We start from the raw sequence: 450 nt of genomic DNA on the forward strand, positions 1-450 counted from the left end.
TCAGTACGATACGAGGCGGAATGCTCCGACTTCCCGCAGGTTTATCAGTGGGTCGTCATTACGTATATTATAAGATTAGAGATATTAAAGATGTTACTCATTTTGCCACTGCTACCGCTACTGTAATCGTACTGCCCCAAACTACGAAACCTACTACCGAAACGCCCACCACATCAACTGCAACTACTACACCCACCACAACAACCCTCACTGCTCAAGATGATACTTACACGGTTACTTATAGCACTGAACCTCAAATGGTTGGTAGCGTCTATGACAACGACCATTACGGCACGGCTACCCCTACAGACAAAGAGGTGCATTTTAGCTACGTTCGTAGGAGTACCGATAACAACGGAAAGTATATCAGTACGACACAAGGTGGAATGTTACACCTCCCTGCAGGTTTATCAGTAGGTCGTCATTACATATATTATAAAATCAGAGATA

Annotated in this window: 1 protein-coding gene; it reads left to right on the top strand. The window is 44.0% G+C overall.

Going from position 1 to position 450, the window contains the following annotated elements; genetic code table 11:
* Positions 1-450, top strand: a 450-nt coding sequence (locus HMPREF9075_RS13550; protein WP_009416124.1) for a hypothetical protein, incomplete at both ends; no start/stop codon positions are given.

The sequence above is a fragment of the Capnocytophaga sp. oral taxon 332 str. F0381 genome (assembly GCF_000318275.2).
GTDB classification, from domain to species: domain Bacteria; phylum Bacteroidota; class Bacteroidia; order Flavobacteriales; family Flavobacteriaceae; genus Capnocytophaga; species Capnocytophaga bilenii.